The organism is Halobacillus halophilus, from assembly GCF_020171985.1.
GTDB lineage: Bacteria > Bacillota > Bacilli > Bacillales > Halobacillaceae > Halobacillus > Halobacillus halophilus_A.
In genome coordinates this window covers 20623-39235 of sequence record NZ_JAIVAL010000006.1, presented here as the reverse complement: position 1 = coordinate 39235, position 18613 = coordinate 20623, and the positions used below count along the sequence as shown (strand labels likewise).

Below are 18613 nucleotides of genomic sequence, written 5' to 3'. Positions count from 1 at the left end.
TATGTACGAGTTTTAAGGAAAGGTGTGACATTCGGTGAATGTGCTAAGAAATAAATGGATGGGTGTTGCAGGAAATCTCCTGCTTGTCAGCCTGCTTTTCGCTATTTTGGCACCTGTCTATGATTTATTCCATTTTATTAATCAGCTTTTCTATATTGCCTATTTTTATTTATTTGTCGGAATACTTCTGTGGGTGATCCGCGGAGGATTCTTCGATGCCATTACGTATAGTATGAGAAGATTTTATAACCGCGTTTCGAAACAGCAGGATTATCTTGACGATTGGAAGCAGAAACCTCTGCCTTCCCAGACTATTGAAAGTACGTGGCTCAAATTCTTTCTTTTTCATGGCGGCATGTTAACAGCAGGTTTACTGGCTTTACTGGCTCTTTACTATAATCTTTAGGGATTTGCGCGTGAAGCATTTATCGGCTATAATATAAATCTTACAATATAAAATTAAAGGCTATGAATAAGGAATAGTACTCGCTGCTGTAATCTTTTCAGAGAGACTGTGGATGCTGCGAACAGTCAGGATCAGTGGGAGGAATTGGGCCTTAGGAGCTTCTATTGACGTACGATCAGCGTTAACGATCATAAAGTTGACTTTTACGTTTAAAAGTAATCAGGGTGGCACCGCGGATCATTCGTCCCTTCCATATGGAAGAGATGAATGATCCTTTTTTATAGCCTAAAACTAATAATGAGGTGAAAGTAATGAAAACCATTTTTTCAGGGATCCAGCCGAGTGGTACGTTAACACTTGGGAACTACCTAGGAGCGATGAAACACTTCGTAGACTTACAGCATGATCAGAAATGCTACTTCTGTATTGTAGATGAGCATGCCATTACAGTACCGCAGGACCGTTTAAAGCTAAGGGATAACATTCGTTCTCTTGCCGCTTTGTATTTAGCATCCGGTATCGATACGGAGAAATCTACATTATTCATTCAGTCTGAGGTGCCTGCGCATACGCAGCTTGGATGGATGCTGCAATGTGTGAGTTATATAGGAGAACTCGAGAGGATGACTCAATTCAAAGACAAATCCGCTTCTGGAGGCAAGGAAGGCGTTACCTCAGGACTGCTGACGTACCCTCCCCTCATGGCTTCGGATATTCTTCTCTATCAGACAGATATCGTACCTGTCGGTGAAGACCAGAAGCAGCACCTGGAACTGACACGAAATCTGGCTCAGCGTTTTAATAATAAATACAACGATATCTTTACCGTGCCTGAAGTCCGCATTCCAAAAACGGGAGCCAGAATTATGTCGCTGCAGGAGCCGACTAAAAAAATGAGCAAGTCGGACGAAAACCAGAAGGGCTATATTTCGATGCTCGATGATGAGAAAAAGATAATGAAAAAGGTAAAGAGTGCCGTTACGGACTCAGAAGGCATTGTGAAGTTCGATAAGGAAAATAAACCGGGAGTATCTAACTTGCTGACGATTTATTCAATCTGCTCCGGTATCAGCATTGAAGAACTAGAAACTAAATATGAAGGAAAAGGATACGGAGTTTTTAAAGAAGACGTGGGAGCTGCTGTCGTCGAGACGCTGAAACCGATCCAGGATCGTTATAATGAACTGATTAATTCTGAAGAACTGGATGATATTCTAGATAAAGGGGCTGAAGATGCTTCTTTTGTAGCCAATAAGATGCTGCGCAAAGCGAAGAAAGCCATGGGACTTGGCCGCGTTAGAAAGAAAAAATAACGGAAAATCCAGAAGAAAAGCCAGAATTGAGTGGTACCACTCAATTCTGGCTGTTTATTTTGTGGGAGACGTGCTGGTTTTCTCCTTGCCAAATCGTTTCAAAGAAGGGCTGCCCTTTAACCAGTTTCTCACACAGCTCTTCATGTAAAGAAGTCCATCCCTTACAGGTTCCCTCATATAAGAGGTCCCATGCCTCCTCATTCGTCAGTTGCTTCAAGTATGGATATTGGTCAGGGTCCCATTCCGTAAGCCAATATCTGATTTCTTCCGGATGATCGGAGTTTTTTAATTGGTCCAGGGCCATCATAAGTAGTTGTTTTAACTGCCTTTCTCTACGGGTCAGGCCTGCCATTTTTGCAGGTTCCAGAGAGAGAATATGGTGTTCTTTTAATACACTTTCTTCTATTGAATAGGAAACAGGCTTCTTACCTTGAACCATCTCAAATACCAGACGCTCCTGTCTTGGAATGAGTCGGCTTTTTTTAACAGGCAGGGTGTACCCAAGGGTATCAAATACAATGACATCTTCTCCGTTTGTTACGACAGCAGCATATTCTACGGTTTGTCTTTCTTGATTCTTTTTCATGTACGTCTTTCTATGGATCTCCTGCAGCAAGGGCAGCGGCAGATCCTGCAAATCATTTTCAATAAAGTTAAAAAGTTCATTTGTAACAAGCAGGAGTGGAATTTGATCTACTAGTTCAATTCCGTCTTCCTTCCTCCACTCATGGAATCGACAGACATTATATCCATTCTCTTCACCTTCAAACCAATTTACCCATAAGTCGTGCATGTATAGCATATCGGCCCCTCACTTTCATTCAGTGATCTCTTTAGGTTACATTATGACCAATAATGGCTATTTTATTCTTTAGATCCATTATTTACTAAACTAATCTCTCATAAATATAATGGCTGTCGTAATGAACAAAATCCCTAAGGGAAACAAGTAACACTCATACCTGGTCTGAATCAAAATAAGAAATTCCCACCAGCTAAGACCTGCTGGAATAAGGTTCAAATACGTAATCGTCACGGTTCCTCCAGCTACAGCAAAACCGAACCCCGTCAAAAATACGATCCACCACCACATGTGACAACCTCCCGGCCTGTCCTCCTGTTCTATAATATGAAGGTTGTCCCGCCGACATGCCCTTGTTTCGTACTTCCTTCTTCCTCTTTACTTCTTTGCCAATTAAAGGTAAATTAAGGGAAGATTGGAACCGTAAGCAGGAAAGGTTGATGATCTCTTGAGTACCAATCGTTCTAACGATTCTATTGATAAAAAAAGACGAAGATTAAAGGCGGTGCTGGCTATTTTATCACTTTGTTTTCTTTTTACTGCCGGCTTTACCTGTTACGAATATTTAGCAGGAAAGCAGCAGGCGTTAAGCCAGCAAAACCATGCCCCCATCAAACCTGATATAAACCTGGAAGATGATGACAAAGAGGCCGCTTATCCTTTTCATGGAGAGCCGGACCCCAGTGGTGCCCTATCGCTTCTCCTTTTAGGGACAGACCAGAGATCTACAGAGACTGCGCGAACGGATACCATAATGATTCTTCGCTATCACCCGGAAAAGCAGAGTTTGAAGCTTGCTTCTATCATGCGGGATACTTATGTAAAGATTCCCGGGCACGGTTCCAATAAGATTAATGCGGCATATGCCCTGGGAGGACCGGAACTTCTTAGAAAAACGATAGCTCAAAATTTCGATATTCCATTGGAGCATTATGCGACGGTGGATTTCAACGGATTCAGTCATATCGCTGATACGATTGCCCCCGATGGACTCGAGGTTACGATAGAGAATGATTTGAATTATCAATCAGAAGGCGGCGACACCGTCATTGACCTTAATAAAGGAATTCAGCGGCTGGATGGGGAGGAACTGCTAGCTTATACACGTTTTAGAAGTGACAGCGAGGGTGATTTCGGGCGTGTAGAACGTCAGCAGGAAGTTCTAACCTTATTGAAAGAACAGCTTCTTTCCATTGAAAGTCTTTGGAAAGTCCCCCGACTGCTTGGCTCTATCCAACCCTACGTGGATACAGATGCAGGAAGCGGTATGTATATGGAAGCAGCTAAGGATTACTTCCTTCATCCTCCCGAGAAGCTGGAAACGATCCGCATTCCAACCAAGGATAATGTATGGAATGAGCGGAAACCATATCCAATCGGTCTTGTTCTAAATCACGAAGAGAATAAAACTCGCGAGGACTTAAAGAAGTTCTTATATGACCAGGAAGAATAGCTACAAAAAAATCCCCGATGCCATTTGTAGCATCGGGGATCTTATTTATATTAGTCGTTGTATTTCTGGAAAATCAATGTTGCATTGTGACCGCCGAAGCCTAGAGAGTTACTCATAACAGCATTAATCTCCTGTTTTCTCGCTTCATTCGGCACATAATCCAGATCACATTCCGGATCCGGAGTTTCATAATTAATCGTCGGAGGCAGAATCCCTTCATTAATCGCTTTTAATGAAATAACCGATTCTACAGCTCCTGCAGCACCAAGCAAGTGTCCGGTCATGGATTTCGTAGACGAGATTGCCAGCTTATTCGCATGATCCTTAAACACGGTTTTGGCTGCGAAGGTTTCAAATTTATCATTCAATTCTGTCGAAGTACCGTGAGCATTCAAATAATCAATCGCTTCCGGCTCAACCCCTGCATCCTGCAGAGCCTGTTTCATCGCACGGGAAGCTCCGTCCCCTTCTGGAGCTGGTGATGTAATATGATAGGCGTCACCTGTTGAGCCATATCCTGTTAGTTCACCGTAAATTTTAGCTCCGCGCTGTTTTGCCGATTCAAGGGATTCAAGAATTAGAATACCGGCACCTTCGCCCATGACAAAGCCATCACGGTCTTTATCAAATGGACGGCTCGCTGTATTCGGATCTTCGTTAAGAGAAAGCGCCCGTGCAGACGCAAAGCCGGCAAAGGACATTTTGTTCATCGGCGCTTCGGTTCCGCCTGCAATCATGACGTCGGCGTCACCTCTTTGAATAACTTTGAAAGCATCGCCAATAGAGTTCGCTCCGGAAGAGCAGGCGGTTACAGTACAGGAATTAATCCCTTTGGCACCAAGCGAAATGGACACCTGTCCGGCTGCCATATCCGGAATCATCATGGGGATGAAGAAAGGACTCACGCGGCGGTAGCCTTTTTTCTGGAAGGTTTCAAATTGGGATTCGTACGTTCCCATTCCCCCGATTCCTGAGCCAATCCATACCCCGGTACGATTCGCAATTTCATCTGTAATCTTCAAATCTGCATCCTCTACGGCCATATGAGAAGCAACCATGGCATATTGAACAAATGGATCCATACGGCGAGCATCTTTACGGTCAATATAGCTGGAAGGATCAAAGTCTTTTAATTCAGCAGCGACGCTGACCGGATAATCATCTTTGTTCACTTTCGTTATTTCGCCGACACCAGATCGGCCGCTTTTAATACTGCTCCACATTTCTTCTACTGAATTACCTACAGGAGTGACTGCTCCCATACCGGTAATGACGACACGTCGTTTATCCATAATTGTATTCCTCCTCGGTTACTTACCCCATCGGAGAGCTACGGCGCCCCAGGTGAGTCCGCCACCAAATCCGACAAGTACTACTAAATCGTTATCTTTTATTTTACCTGCTTTTACTTCTTCTGACAAAGCCATCGGGATTGATGCGGAAGATGTATTCCCGTATCGTTTCACAGACGTAGCCATCTTATCCTCTGAAATACCCAGGCGTTCGCGTGCGGCTTCCATAATTCTTATGTTAGCCTGATGCGGGATTAAATAATCTACATCTTCTTCTTTCAGACCAATTTTCTTGACCACATTCACAGAAGACTCAGGCATTTGCCTTACTGCGAATTTAAACACTTCTCTACCATTCATGAACAAGGTTTCATCCTGGTACAAGTGTGGTCCACCGCTTCCATCAGATCCAAGTTCAAAGGACATAATCCCTTTATCGTCACTGACCGGACCGATTACTGCTGCGCCTGCCCCGTCTCCAAATAGTACGCATGTGTTTCGATCTTCCCAGTTCGTAATTTTGGATAATTTCTCAACACCGACTACCAGGACATTCTTATAACCGCCACTTTCAATGAATTGCTTAGCTGTAATGACACCATACATAAAGCCTGCGCACGCTGCGCTTAAATCCATTGCCGCTACTTTTCTAGCTCCAAGCTGTTCTTGCAGCATCGTTGCAACCGAAGGAAACGGCTGATCAGGAGTAACGGTAGCCACTAAAATCATGTCTAATTCTTCAGCATCCATGTTGGCATCTTCAAGGGCGCTTCTGGCGGCATTTACTGCCATATGAGAAGTATCTTCCCCATCTGCCGCGATACGGCGTTCTTCTATTCCAGTACGGGACCGGATCCACTCATCACTTGTATCCACCATTTTCTCTAAATCTTGGTTGGTAAGGACTTTTTCTGGAGCGTAGTGACCTACACCCAATATACCTGCGTTCATATATTCATCCCCTTAAAGGTAAAGTCTAAATTCTTATATCAATTCTTATGACTTGGTACTAATTTTAATTCATCTCTTTGGTTTCTGCAAGTAGAAGCTTTTCCAATAATAGGGCCGCCCACAAAGAGGAAGCGCCTCTTACATAAAGTAGATATAAGGGGGTGAATGTCATGGCCAAAAGACCTCAATCTCCATTCGACCATTTCTGGCAAGGTCCCAATAATCGTAAACAAGCGGAAGAGCCAAAAGAAGAGGAAAAAGAAAAAGAACAGCCACAGGCTGACTGGGGAACAATGTGGGAAGAAGTTAACAAAACGTGGAAGTCAATCTATCCGATGATTAAACCAATGGTCAACAAATTTAAAAAGTAGCGGAAATGCTCTATTTTTTCTTAAATTCCAGCCGGTTTCTTAATAAAAAAACTCTGAAGCCTTATTTGGCTTCAGAGTTTTGATGATTGGGCAGATATCCTGTTTCAATATACCGCTTTACAGCATGATCAATTTCCTGTTGAAACTCTTTCGGCATATCCGAACTGTAAGGCCCCATTTCAATAGCCCCTTCTTCAAAATCAAACATTAATGGACGTCCAGGCAGGTTATCGTTTAAAAACTTATCCATAGCAATTTTATAAACAGTATCTACTTTCTGTATTGTACTGGTGAGAACAGCCTTCCCGCCAACATCAGACTGATCATTCACATAACCGACCGCATAATGGTCATCCTGCTTCACCTGTTTGATAACAGCCTGGTTAAATACATCCCCAGCGGGATAAATCACATCAGCTCCCTGCTTCTCTAACCGTTCATACTGACGGAGAGCCTTCTCCGTATTTTCCCAGCTGTTTGTAAACGTGATCTCGACTTCAGCCTGCGGGTTCTGAAAATTGACACCTTCATAGAACCCTTCTACTTCAGGCTGCCATTCAAATGCCGCAATAATTCCAACTTTATCGCTTTCTGTCATCCGCCCCGCTGCCATGCCTCCAAAAAAGCCCATGGCCTGAGCACTGAAATTCAGACTGGTAACATTGTCCGCCGTAAAGGCTCCATTAAAATAAATAAATTGGATATCAGGATACTGCTTATGCAATTGTTGAAAATAATTCCCATACACATGACTATGACCAAAAATGACCGTAGCCCCTTGATTAACCAGTTCTTCTACTGCTTGAACCGTTTTTGTATAACTATTAATACCTTCTTTATAGGAAACATCGACACCGTATTCTCTCTCTATCGCTTTCAAACCCTCGTACCCTTGCTCTCCCCAGGCTTGATCATCAATGGTGGTTTCTACCAGCATTCCTGCATGATCGGCTTTTCCAGCAATATGATTACATCCGGTGAGCAGTAATAAAAGCACACATCCTGTATATACCCACTTCACAATAAGCACTCCTAGTAAAAACTACTTATATCTTCTCTTATTCTACATGGGTGTGCTCTATAAAGTAAATGTGTATATTTGAAACTTCTATTACAAATAAAGTTTTCTCAGCGTCTGGTAAGCTTTCCATACACTCTCTACTCGCTTTACCTGATCCTCTGAACTGCACAAATCCTCAATAGGCTTCGGTTGTCTTTCTTCCTTCAGCGTTAGGACATACGGAATAAATTCATTTAAAAAATCACTAATATAGACAGCTTTAGAATCCCTGACCCATTCTAATAGCTCATCTTCCTGTTCGATGCCCTTTTGACTGATATCCATCCACTCTCCATACAGCTCAGGCAGCTCAACTTGTACAAATATCCGATCCTCATGTTTTCTCTCTACAATTAAATACTGGTCTGCATATTCAATAAATAATTCATCATCTGTTGGCTGGGAATGCCTTTCTTTGTCCTCTTTCGAATAAAAATGCTGAAAGTTACTATTTCTCCCTACATACATATATAAATGTTCACTTAGAGACGCTTCCATGCGGTCAATTCCAATCACTTGCCTGCCTTCTTGTAAAAAACCGGTGCTCATATGATAGCCGATCCAATGAAAACATGGGTGTACAGTTATAAGCATTGATCGTCCCCTCCTTCATCATTTCAGTTTATTCACGACTGATTTGAATCATGAACAGCATCGAATACTTATTTCTTTTTTTAGGAAGTTCTGATAGTATTAAAATAGAATGTGTATGATTGAGGTGAGTTTAAATGAAGTTTGTTTGGACGTTGATTTGGGCCCTTCTACTTAGCTTCATGACAGCCTATGTAGTCAGTAATATGGCTGGAGGAAGTTTTCATTTCATACAAGTGTTCATTATGACGCTTCTTTTTACTGGGGCGGCAGTGATACTTGGCGAAGGACTCATTAAAGACGAAGCTTAAAGATAGGTCATCATTGAACGTTGCTGTCTAATGATAGCAGCGTTTTTTCATGTACATAAACCGCATCCAAATGAATAACTTGGCTTATTGCACATAGAAATCAAGTAACCGTATAGTAGAGAAGTGCTTTTGATAGGCTGGGTACTTGTAGATAAGGCACCGATTGTGTAGAATTCCGTTTCATCTCTTCGCTTAAACCGGCTCTTCATCAAGTGACTTTATATTGACAGAACTCTTTTATTACGCACCACTATACATAACACATATGTATTATAGGTAAAGGGATCAAGGAGGAAGAATAATGGAAGAAATTTTGATACTGATTAAATATTTATTTTTGGGGATATTTCAAGGATTTACAGAGCCGATTCCCATCTCGTCCAGTGGACACCTGGTACTTGTCCAAAACATCCTGGATATGGATTTTGAAGGATTAAATTTTGAGGTGCTTGTTAATTTTGGCTCCTTGATCGCCGTCTTTATTATCTATTGGCATGATTTAGTCCGATTAGTTAAAAACGGAATCGGCTACATACTTACCAAAGATGAACGACAGAAAGATGATTTTGATTTTATCATTTATCTCATTATCGGTACGATTCCAGCTGGTGTCTTAGGAATATTACTGGGAGATGCGATTGAAGGATTGTCCACACCACAAACAGTTGGAATTACGTTAATTATCACCGGTGTTGCTTTATGGCTGATCAGGAATATGCGCGGCCGTAAAGGGGACGGACAACTGAACTGGAAAGATGCTGCTATTGTAGGGTTTGCCCAGGCTATTGCTTTAATTCCAGGAATCAGCCGTTCAGGTGCGACCATTGTGGCTGCTATGTACCTCGGGATGAAACAGGAAACCGCGCTGCGATTCTCTTTCCTTCTATACATCCCCGTAAGCTTAGGAACTATGCTATTGTCAGCGGAAGAAGTCATTACAGATGCCTCTCAAAATAATTTATGGATAGGCTACATTGCAGCTTTTCTAGCTTCTATTGTCGCTTCCTATCTTTCTTTAAAATGGTTTATGAATATCATGGCCCGCGGAAACTTGAAATACTTCGCCTTCTATTGCTTTATCGTCGGCGGTATTACCTTACTCATCATCTGGCTCTAAAAATTTAATGAACCACCTTTACCGACCTAACAGAAAAGCTCCCGTTTCTGTTAGACCCAGTTTCAAGATAAATGGGCCCTTTTCGTTAGATGAACAAGGACCGGTGGGATATCACGTTTAGCAAAAAAAGTCAGCCCTGCTTCTGCAGCGGGCTGACTTTTTTAGCCACCACTAACCGGTGGAATAAAGGCAATGGTATCTCCATCTTTTACGATCTCTTCATCCTGTACAAATTCCTCATTCACAGCTGCCATGGATTCTTTTACTTTATCTATAGCATAGCGACTTGATAATGTTTCTTTCAGCTCTCCGATAGAACGGCCGTTCATATCCAGCTCGATGCTTTCTTCCCCGGCCTGCTCTCTGAGACCTGCAAAAAATAAAATTTGATTCATTTTCATGCATCTCCCTTCGCAGGAATTCCGTATGTTGTTTCTTTTTGATCACCAATCCATTGCTCGCCATCTTCCCAATGTTCCTTTTTCCAAATCGGCACAATTTCTTTAATCCGCTCTATCGCATAACGGCTCGCTTCATAAGAATCGGCACGATGAGGTGTGGAGACCGCGATCACAACAGCGATATCGGTAATATCCAGGCGGCCCACCCGATGGACAATAGCTGTTTCTGCATCCGGCCACTTCTCTTTAATTTCCTCACCAATTTCCTCTAATTTTTTCTCTGCCATCGCCTTATAGGCTTCATATTCCAGATAAAGGGTTCTTTTTCCTTTTGTAAATTCTCTCACGGTACCAATGAAGGTATTAATAGCTCCCGCATTTCTCCTTGTGACGAGATCCACTACTTCTTGTATCACTAGAGGCTTATCCGAGATCCAATACTTCTCCCCCAAAATCTTATCCTCCTTTCGCCAGTTTATAGATTTCAGGCAACTGTTCCTTCCATTCTTCCAGCTTGTAAACAGGAAGCTCCACATGGCTTGTGAGGGACTCGTCCCACGTGACTACCAGACGGATGTTTTCAAGCTTGAGCAGTTCTAAGTCTTTTTCTCTCTTTATAATAACCGCTTTCGGGTAGGTTTCCTGCTTAAATCCTTCCACCACGATTAAATCCGGACCGAAAAATTGATATAAGGAGACAAGCTTTTCAAGCGGGTAGCCTTCCGGATGATTAAGCTCCAGTTGAAGGCGGCCCGGGCTGTCCACTCCTGTCATAAAAGCCCCGGATTCATGCAGACGGTAACTGTCTGTTCCATGATGCATGACTTTCAATGGTTCATCATGACCATGATGTTTAATCGCAGCTACGTGCTCCTCGTTTTCCGTACCATAGGCAATCAATTCAGATAAGAGGGAAGTTTTTCCGCTATTTTTGTATCCTACTACTTGAAATACTGGGGTCTGGTGGCTCATTGTGATTCCCTCTCCTCTGCGTATTTATGTAAAAACCCCTGCCTATTTATACGGCAGGGGCCAAGTTCATTAATCTGGGATTCCTAAAGCGATTTTAGCGTAACGGCTCATACGATCTTTCGTCCATGGTGGATTCCAGACAATATTAACGGCTACCTGATTGATTTCCGGCAGGTCAGCAAGGCAGCCTTTAACATCCTGCTCGATATGAGCGGCGAGCGGGCAGCCCATCGCTGTTAATGTCATAGTTACGGTCGCATTGCCGTCTGGATCTATATCGACGCCATAGACAAGTCCTAGATTCACGATATCAATACCGAGTTCAGGGTCAATGACATTCTCAAGGGCACCCAACGCATTTTCTTCAGTTGCTGTACTCATAAATTTTCCCCCTTCACATGTGTTCAAACTTTATTATAAACAAAAATCGACTCAGAATAAACCAATCGATTCCATCATAGAACTAATTCAAGCCAGTTGACCATTTCCAGGATCGCAAAGCGGCTAACCTTATGGTCCCGGCCAACTTCTTTTAAGAAACGGATATTCTCCGGATTTTTATAATATTTTATGGCTTCGTTATAAAAATCGTATGAATGCTCGAATGGAACAACAGGATCCGCATCGCCATGCCAGAAGAAAAGAGGTCTTCCGTATAGTTTATCCATTTGTTTGGATAGATCAATCGCTCCGAGAAAATCAAAGAGCTCCTCCATTTTATCCTCTGACAGTGGAATCTGCAGCCCGAAGTATTCAATTTCATCAACCAGCTGCTTAGCAAAATCAACTGGTTTCGGAGAACCCATCATAACGGCACTGGCCTGAATCCAAGGATACATGGTTAGAGCCGCGCTCGTTGTTATCCCTCCAAGGGATGTCCCTCCGACGCCGATCCGCCGGTCTTTAATAAGGTTCTCTCGATCAAGTTCGTCTTTTATATCTTGAAGTTCTTTTAAGTTTTGATATACAATATCCCAGAACTTAAAATTCAGCTCATCCTTGGACAGATCCTGATCCCGTTCACCGTGATAGGCACTGTCAGGGAGAATGACTCGGTAGCCTTTTTCTGCCAGTAGATACGCCTGAGGAAGGTTGTGTTCCTTCGCCGATGTAAAGCCGTGGAAGTAAATAAATACAGGCATTGGCTCCTCTTGTTTTGCTGAATCAACTACGGTAAGTGTTGGTACGCCTTTTAAAGTCTTCCTTTGAATTCCGATCATCAACGTGTTTCCTTTCTAACTAATCTTTACGTCCTGTTTAAATAGCTATTACAAAAGTGGGTTATAGTATAATCGTAACACTGCCCGTTAGAATTGGGAAGTGTTAGGTGATACAGGCGGGAATTCTTTACAACTCACCTTTCCAACCGCTACACTATACATACAAATGAGGTGAAGATATGGACAAACAACATTTAATAGCACTGGATCTGGACGGTACACTTCTGACGGATGATAAAGTCATCCACGCGGAAACAAAAGAAGTCGTGCTTAATGCCATACGTCAAGGTCACATCGTGGTGATTGCGACAGGGCGTCCACATCGAGCGAGCATTGATTTTTATCATGAATTAGGACTGAAGACGCCAATGGTTAACTTTAATGGCGCTTTAATCCACCACCCTACTGATCATAAGTGGGATGCGCTTCACTCCCCGCTTTCAATACGCACCGCTCATAAAATTATCGATACATGTAAGGAGCTGGGTGTCAAAAATATTCTGGCTGAAGTCATGGATCAAGTGTATTTAGATCAGCATGATGAGGAAATTATGAGCATTTTCCAAACGAAAAACGATAATCCAATCAGTATTGGGCGCTTACAGTCGAACTTAAAAGATGATCCGACCTCCATTTTAATCCATCCGGAGGAAGATAAAATTCTGAAGCTTCGCGAAGAACTCGATGTGCATGCTTCTTTAATTGATCATCGTAAATGGGGCGCACCATGGCACGTGATTGAAATCGTCCGTGCCGGCCTGAATAAAGCGGTAGGTCTTCACAAAATTGCTCACTACTTCCACATTCCAAAGGATCGTATTATTGCTTTTGGCGATGAAGACAACGACTTGGAAATGATTGATTACGCCGGTGTCGGCGTCGCGATGGGGAACGCCATTGATGAACTAAAAGGTGTCGCGAAACACGTTACGCATTCAAACGAAGATAACGGCATTGGAGCGTTCTTGAACGAATATTTAAAACTTAATAAAAAAGCCATGTAAGTCAACATTTTCCTAGGTTAGATTACAGGCAATTCTCCATACTAAGCTTGAACGTGAAAAACGTTCAGGCTTTTTTTATGACAGGAGGGCTTGTCATGGAACAGCAAAAACAGAAAGATCGCAACGAAGAACGCTGGACAGAAGTTCGTCAGTTTGACGAAAGCAAGATGGAGCCTAAAAGGCTTTCAGACGCTAAACGAAAAGAAATCGAATCTGATCAGCATACGGTAGGAGGGTTTTAAATGAAGGGCAGAAACCTTTTTGAAAACGCGCGTGAAGCGGTAAACCGTTTCACACAGAACCGTGATGGCAATGGCAGCCAGCAGATGAGCCAGGAAGACATGCAAGCGGCTAAACAAGCGATTCAATCTGCATATAGCCAATGTTCTCAACAAGAGAAACAAGAGCTACAGCAGTTAGAACAACAGCTTGAAAACCACCATCAAAGTTTGCGATAAACCATGTAAGAGACCAGGCTGGATGACCAGCCTGGTCTTTTTTACCCCTTTTAATTATTAAAAACTGTGTCCTTAGCAGGAGTTATAATTATTGAATTTGGGGTATCTTATATGTACCCCCTAATTTTTTCTGAATTTGATACAGCCATTCTTCCTTTTGAATCGTGCTTCACTGGATGAATGGCTGTATCTTTTTTATGTCTTCGTACACTCTTCAAAACTCTTCACAATTTTTAAATCCTTATGATTCCAATCAGACCCGGGCGGATAGATCCATATAGCTTTCATTCCAAGCGCAAGAGCCGGAGCAATCTCATTCATGAAATTATCCCCAATAGATATGACGGTTCCGGCAGTGTACTTGCCATTCCTTAAAAGTCCTTGAAATAACTCGGTCGTGTGAAGCGGCTTCGCTGCCGAAGTAATTATTTCATGAAACAGATCGGTCAGGTCTATCCGCTTTAAAATATGGTCAACGTCGTGAGCTTCACTATTGGTGATTAAAACTAACTTCTTCTCTTTCTTCCATTTGAGCAAGGCATCTCTAAGCCCCTCCGTTTTCGTAAGCGAAAACAGATCAGAAACCATATATTCTTTCGTTTGGTCATAACATTCACGTGCTTCTTCTGCCGATACGCCATAATGCCTCGCAATTGAATATGGAATCCACCAGCCGTCTCCCAGGGCGATCAGTTTTTCTAAATCATAGGTGAGCGAATCAGGGTATATTACTTCCGTGCGGCTCTTTGGCCACACCTTTCCCCTCCAAGTTTCCACCTTTTGTGCTGTATTAGAAAAGGGATCGACTGTTAGGATGACATCTTTTTCAACATCATAAACCTTACCTATTTGCAATGGATGTTTGCCAGCGAGAACTTTACGATAATCCTTTTTTATGTGAGGGCGGTTTTCCATAGATGCCCGTTGCTGAAGCATCTGAGCGTAATATTCGAAGTGATCCGTATCCTCATACAGCGTGCCATCTAAGTCAAAAATCAGACATTCCGCCTGGTCGATCATTACGTCGGCCTCCTTCAAGTTTAGACCAATGAATACTCTTTCTAGTATGTACCTTCAGCACGGCTTCATCAGTCCTTATGCACACTAAAAAGCCCGGGATCTCCATTTCCCGGGCTTTAACATGAATCAAGAACGATAATAGGATATTTTTAAGACCACTGCATATAGTACATGTCCGATTAACCAATATAAAATAGCTGCGCCATCGGTTAACGCCGGGGTTTCCTTAATAGCGAGAAGCGTAAGCGGCACATAACTGGTGGCGGCAAACGCACTTAAGATTAAAGCAAGAAACCAGCGATTACGTCTAGAATCTTTCAGGATGCGCCTGAACGCATACACATACAGGACGCCAATAATCCAGGAAATAATTAAATGGAATAGCCATTCGATCGCAGCCGGCCATTCAATGCTTCCAATCACGGGAATAAAATCAACATTCATGAGCAATGTATATACTTTCTTACCCGTTACTAGTTCAACCAGCCACATGTAAAAACCGAGTATGAGTCCAGAAGTTGTCCCAATCCAAAATCCCCAGCGGATCATAGCGTTTACCCCACATCTATCAATAGGCTTCTTGTTTTCTAAGCTCACGAAGCAGGTTCTCTAAAACCTGCCGAAGGTCCCGATGATCTCCTTCCAGCATACGGAAATACAAGGCTCTCAGGAAATGCTTACTGTTGTTTATTATAATATCTTCGCGGGGATCCTGCCAGCTTTCCCGCACATAGAGCAGGGTTTCCAGCCATTCCATTCGCGTCTGCGGTTTGATTTTCTTAAACATAATCATAACCGCGGTTACCATTCGTTCTTCTTCATCAAATAAATAAGGATGGTCAATTAGAAACTGATCTTTAATAATCGGCAGCATCTCTCGTATTTCCGCTTCTGTAATTTCATCGCAGGAAGCCACATGATAAAGAGCATCAGCTGCATGAGCCATTGCATGGGCCCAGCCCTTTCCTTCAACATACCCCCGGTGATCCGATTCCTGCTGCATATACCTTTTGAGATGGTCCCATACTCTATGGACCTCTGCTTCTTTTAAAAAGGGTGTCTTTCGGTGTTTTTCCATGATGGGAGGAATTAATAAAACAGAAAAACTTCGTTTAAAAACGGCATCTTCCTGTTTTTTAGACGTACCTATCCGGTAAAAGAGATAGTTTTTATTTAGTACGGATTGTAATATATTTTTTAATTGTTCATGGCTGTAGTGTCCACGTTCAATAAACGTTGTAAAAATAGTATGGATCAGATCGTCCCTAAGAACCGGGTGAACCGTACCAATCTTCTGGAGCATCATCGTTGTAAGCTCCTGCAGGCTTTGGTTTTCAGGCAGTTGGTAATCGTTATCTTTAATGGGCTGCAACACATCAATGAGCCGCGTTTCCATAAAACACCTCCTAAAAAGTGTTTTCATTGTAACACAGATTTTATGAAATTAATGGAATATTAGCTTTCAGTTTAGAGTTGGAAGAATATCTGATAGAATAGGTAAAGATGTTATAGAGGAGGATGCGAAATGGCAGTAAAAGTAGAAGAAACACCAAATCCGAATGCTCGTAAATTTACAACTGATTCCATGATTTTTCAAGGGGATGGCAGTGTATCTGTTATGCCTGGACAGACAAGTGACCATAAAATTCTAAATGATCTCATGAACTTTGATGGAGTGGACAATGTGTTCGGTTTCCAAAATTTCATTACCGTAAATAAATTACCGAATGCTGAATGGGAAACATTAACTCCTAAAGTCGAAGGTTTGTTAGCAGAATACGGGTATTAATCATTAAAAAAGACGGCCACATGTATTGTGGCCGTCTTTTTTAGTGAGGATGCTTAAGAACTCTTTAATATTAAACATAAGCTCCCGTTACTTAAAAACTCAGTTTCGAGATATTTAGGTTGAAAGGACAGTCCTTCGGGGGACGATTTCGCTTTCCGGCCCTGCATGACGCAGGGTCGTTCGACGTTGCCACAGGACGTGGCGATCTTAGTCGAACTTCTTATATGTGGTAAGCTTACTCAGGCTCCGCCTTCCGGGATCTTACCGATCATGTTCATCCCACAGGAGTCTCCATCACCCCCCTCCGGACCTGCCAAATCAGCAACTCCAACAATGCTTTCTATAATTAACCGGAGAACAAAAGAGCATCTAGCTTTTTTAAGTGGATAATCCCTGATATTTAAGGGTTTCAGGCTGATCCAGAACGATTACCTCACTTATAGAAGGGTCCGTTCACTCCTCGATCATAGGATGGCGGAGAAAACAGCGAGACTCCCGCGGGAGAAGGAGCTAGGCGAGACCCCACAGGGAGTGATAACGACTGAGGAGGCTTGCCAGTTCCCCCGCAGGAAAGCGAGTTGTTTCCGTAGCCATCCTTCTCTCTTTCTTAGCAACGGACCAAATATATCTTGAAACTGAGTCTTCAACTAATCGGCCCTTTAGTTGAATAACATTGTTGAAAAATGAACATTTCAGTCTAATCAAAAAAGCCGTCACGATGAGCGTGACGGCTTTCTTTTAATTAAATTTCTCAAGAAGTAAGTTGTTAACGTGCACAGGACTTCCATCTTCCGCACTTTCTTCAAATATAGTCAAAGTCAGTGAGCCGAATCCCGGCAGGTCTTTCTCCGGTATATCAATTTCCACCTCAAATGAAGACCACGCTGGAGCACCTTCAGCTACTTGTACAGATGTTGGTTCCACTAGTACGTAATGTCCATCTTCCACGGTGTATACGAAGCTTCCTTCATGAACGCGTGCTTCTCCCTCAATGGTATAAGTTCCATTCTCACCCGACACGGTTACGTTGCGGAATGCCTCACCTTCCGTTTTAACCTCTCGCGTCGTTGCTTCCGTTTCATTCTCCGGTTCACTCTGCTCTATTTCCTCTAAGGCAATATTCTTTATCAGTTTGTCTTCACTGCCTTCAGACTTCATTTTAAGCGTAAGAGTCACCATACCGTAATCAGGTAGATCTTCATTCGGAATCGAAAGCTCCAGCGTAAAAGGGGTCCATTCGGAATCATTTCCTACCTGCATTGTGTCGGGTTCAATCAGCACGTGATGACCGTCTTCAACCAGGTAGGTAAATTCTCCGTGAGATACGTGGACTTCACCCGTGACTGTATAGGCTCCATCTTTACCGCTTACTTCAATATTACGAAACCCGTCTTCCTCGGCACTTACAGTCTTCTCTTCTGTATTGACTTCTTCATTTGTGGTTTCCTTATCTTTATCAGAGTCTACCGGGGTTACTTTTTCTGGTTCTTCAGATGGTACTTCATTACCTTCCCGGCTGTTCCCTGTTTCTTGATCCGAAGCCTCCATGCTAAATGATTTCGTTAATTGGAAAGGTTCAGCCTCTAATGGCTGTTCATTGATTGAATTTACTAGGAACGTTACGGTGACCTCGTAGTCCCCAGGCTGTTCAATGCCTGTCCAGCTTTCTTCGGCTGTTATCGATTCCCCTGCTGCCAAATCTTTACGGATCATTTCCTGTGTAAACATTTTATCAGCTGAAAACGTGTAAACACTTTCCCCTTCTTCATTCGTTACTTGAATTTCATATTCCTGGCTGGAAGTAAACCCTAAGGTTACAGTCTCGTCCGAGGTGTTTTCAAGCGATATTTTAAAATCAGCCGTATCTTCTGATGTTTCTACGTTCACATCCATATTTAAAGATCGAATGAGTGCTTCCACCTCTTCAGCTTTTTCCTCTGTTTGTTCTTCTGCTTTTGGCTCTTCTTCATTAACTTCCTTAGACTTTGTTTCAGACTCTGCTTCATTTCCGCAGGCCGCCATGGTAATCATCATGCACCCCATTAAGATGGCTAACATATGTTTCATAACGCCACTCCTTTT

The 18613-nt window shown here is 42.7% G+C and carries 25 protein-coding genes and 1 other annotated feature; of the genes, 10 read left to right on the top strand and 15 right to left on the bottom strand.

Translation table 11 applies throughout. From position 1 onward, the window contains the following. Positions 1-34 precede the first annotated feature (34 nt). Both LCM11_RS11380 and trpS read left to right on the top strand, forming a co-directional pair. On the top strand, positions 35-406 hold the full coding sequence (locus LCM11_RS11380) for a DUF3899 domain-containing protein (protein WP_224894369.1): 372 nt from the start codon (positions 35-37) through the stop codon (positions 404-406). Positions 407-459: 53 nt separating this feature from the next. After that, positions 460-658 (top strand) — a binding site (T-box leader). Positions 659-717: 59 nt separating this feature from the next. Further along, positions 718-1719, top strand: coding sequence for a tryptophan--tRNA ligase (trpS, locus tag LCM11_RS11375; protein WP_224894367.1), 1002 nt, complete (start codon positions 718-720; stop codon positions 1717-1719). 40 nt (positions 1720-1759) lie between these two features. Here trpS and LCM11_RS11370 read toward each other — a convergent pair whose 3' ends face one another. Together LCM11_RS11370 and LCM11_RS11365 are read right to left on the bottom strand one after the other, a co-directional pair. After that, a complete protein-coding gene (locus LCM11_RS11370; RefSeq protein ID WP_224894366.1) occupies positions 1760-2521 on the bottom strand; it encodes a DUF3603 family protein in 762 nt (253 codons plus the stop codon). A gap of 90 nt (positions 2522-2611) precedes the next feature. After that, complete coding sequence (locus tag LCM11_RS11365; RefSeq protein ID WP_224894364.1) at positions 2612-2812, bottom strand: hypothetical protein; 201 nt, start codon at positions 2810-2812, stop codon at positions 2612-2614. A 157-nt stretch (positions 2813-2969) separates the two neighbouring features. On the opposite strand from LCM11_RS11365, the gene LCM11_RS11360 reads away from it, so the two are divergent. Further along, positions 2970-3974, top strand: a complete 1005-nt coding sequence (locus LCM11_RS11360) for an LCP family protein (RefSeq protein ID WP_224894363.1) — start codon at positions 2970-2972, stop codon at positions 3972-3974. A gap of 50 nt (positions 3975-4024) precedes the next feature. Here LCM11_RS11360 and fabF read toward each other — a convergent pair whose 3' ends face one another. Together fabF and LCM11_RS11350 are read right to left on the bottom strand one after the other, a co-directional pair. Beyond that, positions 4025-5266 (bottom strand): beta-ketoacyl-ACP synthase II, encoded by a 1242-nt coding sequence (fabF, locus tag LCM11_RS11355; protein WP_224894362.1) that lies wholly within the window; start codon positions 5264-5266, stop codon positions 4025-4027. An 18-nt stretch (positions 5267-5284) separates the two neighbouring features. Continuing rightward, the gene (locus LCM11_RS11350; RefSeq protein ID WP_224894360.1) at positions 5285-6217 is read right to left on the bottom strand and encodes a beta-ketoacyl-ACP synthase III; all 933 of its coding nucleotides are present in this window, start codon (positions 6215-6217) and stop codon (positions 5285-5287) included. A 170-nt stretch (positions 6218-6387) separates the two neighbouring features. Here LCM11_RS11350 and LCM11_RS11345 point away from each other — a divergent pair, with 170 nt between their 5' ends. Beyond that, a complete protein-coding gene (locus LCM11_RS11345; protein WP_224894359.1) occupies positions 6388-6588 on the top strand; it encodes a hypothetical protein in 201 nt (66 codons plus the stop codon). Positions 6589-6649: 61 nt separating this feature from the next. Here LCM11_RS11345 and LCM11_RS11340 read toward each other — a convergent pair whose 3' ends face one another. Then, the gene (locus LCM11_RS11340; RefSeq protein ID WP_224894358.1) at positions 6650-7609 is read right to left on the bottom strand and encodes a BMP family ABC transporter substrate-binding protein; all 960 of its coding nucleotides are present in this window, start codon (positions 7607-7609) and stop codon (positions 6650-6652) included. Between the two features lie 90 nt (positions 7610-7699). Then, a complete protein-coding gene (locus LCM11_RS11335; protein ID WP_224894357.1) occupies positions 7700-8242 on the bottom strand; it encodes a hypothetical protein in 543 nt (180 codons plus the stop codon). A gap of 134 nt (positions 8243-8376) precedes the next feature. On the opposite strand from LCM11_RS11335, the gene LCM11_RS11330 reads away from it, so the two are divergent. After that, positions 8377-8550, top strand: a complete 174-nt coding sequence (locus LCM11_RS11330; protein ID WP_224894356.1) for a YjzD family protein — start codon at positions 8377-8379, stop codon at positions 8548-8550. A 301-nt stretch (positions 8551-8851) separates the two neighbouring features. After that, complete coding sequence (locus tag LCM11_RS11325) at positions 8852-9667, top strand: undecaprenyl-diphosphate phosphatase (protein WP_224894355.1); 816 nt, start codon at positions 8852-8854, stop codon at positions 9665-9667. 161 nt (positions 9668-9828) lie between these two features. Here the strand turns inward: LCM11_RS11325 and moaD are convergent, their stop codons facing one another. The 5 genes from moaD to LCM11_RS11300 form a co-directional block, all read right to left on the bottom strand. Beyond that, complete coding sequence (gene moaD, locus LCM11_RS11320) at positions 9829-10062, bottom strand: molybdopterin converting factor subunit 1 (RefSeq protein WP_224894354.1); 234 nt, start codon at positions 10060-10062, stop codon at positions 9829-9831. 2 nt (positions 10063-10064) lie between these two features. Continuing rightward, positions 10065-10520, bottom strand: a complete 456-nt coding sequence (locus LCM11_RS11315) for a molybdenum cofactor biosynthesis protein MoaE (RefSeq protein ID WP_224894353.1) — start codon at positions 10518-10520, stop codon at positions 10065-10067. 4 nt (positions 10521-10524) lie between these two features. After that, a complete protein-coding gene (gene mobB / locus LCM11_RS11310) occupies positions 10525-11040 on the bottom strand; it encodes a molybdopterin-guanine dinucleotide biosynthesis protein B (protein ID WP_224894352.1) in 516 nt (171 codons plus the stop codon). A 69-nt stretch (positions 11041-11109) separates the two neighbouring features. Then, positions 11110-11421: a metal-sulfur cluster assembly factor gene (locus LCM11_RS11305; RefSeq protein ID WP_014642536.1), complete on the bottom strand. Its 312-nt coding sequence runs from the start codon at positions 11419-11421 to the stop codon at positions 11110-11112. 74 nt (positions 11422-11495) lie between these two features. Further along, positions 11496-12260, bottom strand: coding sequence for an alpha/beta fold hydrolase (locus tag LCM11_RS11300; RefSeq protein ID WP_224894351.1), 765 nt, complete (start codon positions 12258-12260; stop codon positions 11496-11498). Between the two features lie 179 nt (positions 12261-12439). On the opposite strand from LCM11_RS11300, the gene LCM11_RS11295 reads away from it, so the two are divergent. The 3 genes from LCM11_RS11295 (at position 12440) to LCM11_RS11285 (ending at position 13722) form a co-directional block, all read left to right on the top strand. Next, on the top strand, positions 12440-13264 hold the full coding sequence (locus LCM11_RS11295; RefSeq protein WP_224894350.1) for a Cof-type HAD-IIB family hydrolase: 825 nt from the start codon (positions 12440-12442) through the stop codon (positions 13262-13264). Between the two features lie 95 nt (positions 13265-13359). Next, a complete protein-coding gene (locus LCM11_RS11290) occupies positions 13360-13506 on the top strand; it encodes a hypothetical protein (protein WP_014642533.1) in 147 nt (48 codons plus the stop codon). After that, the gene (locus tag LCM11_RS11285) at positions 13507-13722 is read left to right on the top strand and encodes a DUF3813 domain-containing protein (RefSeq protein ID WP_089752089.1); all 216 of its coding nucleotides are present in this window, start codon (positions 13507-13509) and stop codon (positions 13720-13722) included. A 195-nt stretch (positions 13723-13917) separates the two neighbouring features. Here the strand turns inward: LCM11_RS11285 and LCM11_RS11280 are convergent, their stop codons facing one another. The 3 genes from LCM11_RS11280 to LCM11_RS11270 all read right to left on the bottom strand — a co-directional run bounded on the left by LCM11_RS11280 (position 13918) and on the right by LCM11_RS11270 (position 16138). Then, positions 13918-14742, bottom strand: a complete 825-nt coding sequence (locus LCM11_RS11280) for an HAD family hydrolase (RefSeq protein WP_224894349.1) — start codon at positions 14740-14742, stop codon at positions 13918-13920. A 126-nt stretch (positions 14743-14868) separates the two neighbouring features. Continuing rightward, a complete protein-coding gene (locus LCM11_RS11275; protein ID WP_224894348.1) occupies positions 14869-15291 on the bottom strand; it encodes a hypothetical protein in 423 nt (140 codons plus the stop codon). A 19-nt stretch (positions 15292-15310) separates the two neighbouring features. After that, on the bottom strand, positions 15311-16138 hold the full coding sequence (locus LCM11_RS11270; protein ID WP_224894347.1) for a DUF2785 domain-containing protein: 828 nt from the start codon (positions 16136-16138) through the stop codon (positions 15311-15313). Between the two features lie 129 nt (positions 16139-16267). Between LCM11_RS11270 and LCM11_RS11265 the strand changes: the two genes are divergently transcribed. Continuing rightward, a complete protein-coding gene (locus LCM11_RS11265; protein ID WP_014642527.1) occupies positions 16268-16531 on the top strand; it encodes a NifU N-terminal domain-containing protein in 264 nt (87 codons plus the stop codon). 738 nt (positions 16532-17269) lie between these two features. Here the strand turns inward: LCM11_RS11265 and LCM11_RS11260 are convergent. Continuing rightward, a complete protein-coding gene (locus tag LCM11_RS11260; protein ID WP_224894346.1) occupies positions 17270-18598 on the bottom strand; it encodes a BsuPI-related putative proteinase inhibitor in 1329 nt (442 codons plus the stop codon). Positions 18599-18613 lie beyond the last annotated feature (15 nt).